Origin of the sequence: Mesorhizobium sp. M7A.F.Ca.MR.148.00.0.0 (genome assembly GCF_003997735.1) — a bacterium.
Taxonomy (GTDB): Bacteria; Pseudomonadota; Alphaproteobacteria; order Rhizobiales; family Rhizobiaceae; genus Mesorhizobium.
This window is the reverse complement of record NZ_RZTB01000070.1, coordinates 31,066-31,562: the sequence shown is the minus strand read 5'-3', so window position 1 is coordinate 31,562 and position 497 is coordinate 31,066. Positions and strand designations below refer to the sequence as shown.

Annotated in this window: 1 pseudogene; it reads left to right on the top strand. The window is 66.0% G+C overall.

The window, feature by feature from the left end:
- Positions 1-497: pseudogene (locus EOB49_RS37860) on the top strand (hypothetical protein); the annotation flags it as partial.

The following is a 497-nucleotide window of genomic DNA, read 5'->3' as shown; positions in this document are numbered from 1 at the left end:
CCTCGGCCACCGGCGACTTCGACAATTTCGCTCTCGGCGAGAAGGACGACGACGCTCTGGAGTTCGTCCAGGCCGGCGGCGGCCAGGCCAACGACATCGTCTGGATCGCTGACAGCGACGGCGCGCTTCTGATCGGCACCTCAGGCGGCATCCGCGCTCTGTCGGGCTCGGGCATCGACGAGGCGCTGACGCCATCCTCGTTCAAGAACCGGCGCTCGCGTACCTTCGGCTGCGCCCGCATCCGCCCAGTCGATGCCGGCCAGTCGTTCCTCTATGTCACACGCTCGCGCAAATCGATCGCCGAGCTGACGCAGACGGCGCAGAGCCGTTTTGCTTCGGACGATGTCGGCCAGGTCTCCGAGCATATTCCCAAAAAGGGCGTGGTCGAGCTCGCCTTCCAGACCGATCCCGACCCGTTGCTGTGGTTCCCGCTCGATAATGGCGAGCTTGGCGGTTACACCCACCAGCCGAGCCAGGAGGTGCGCGGCATGCACCGG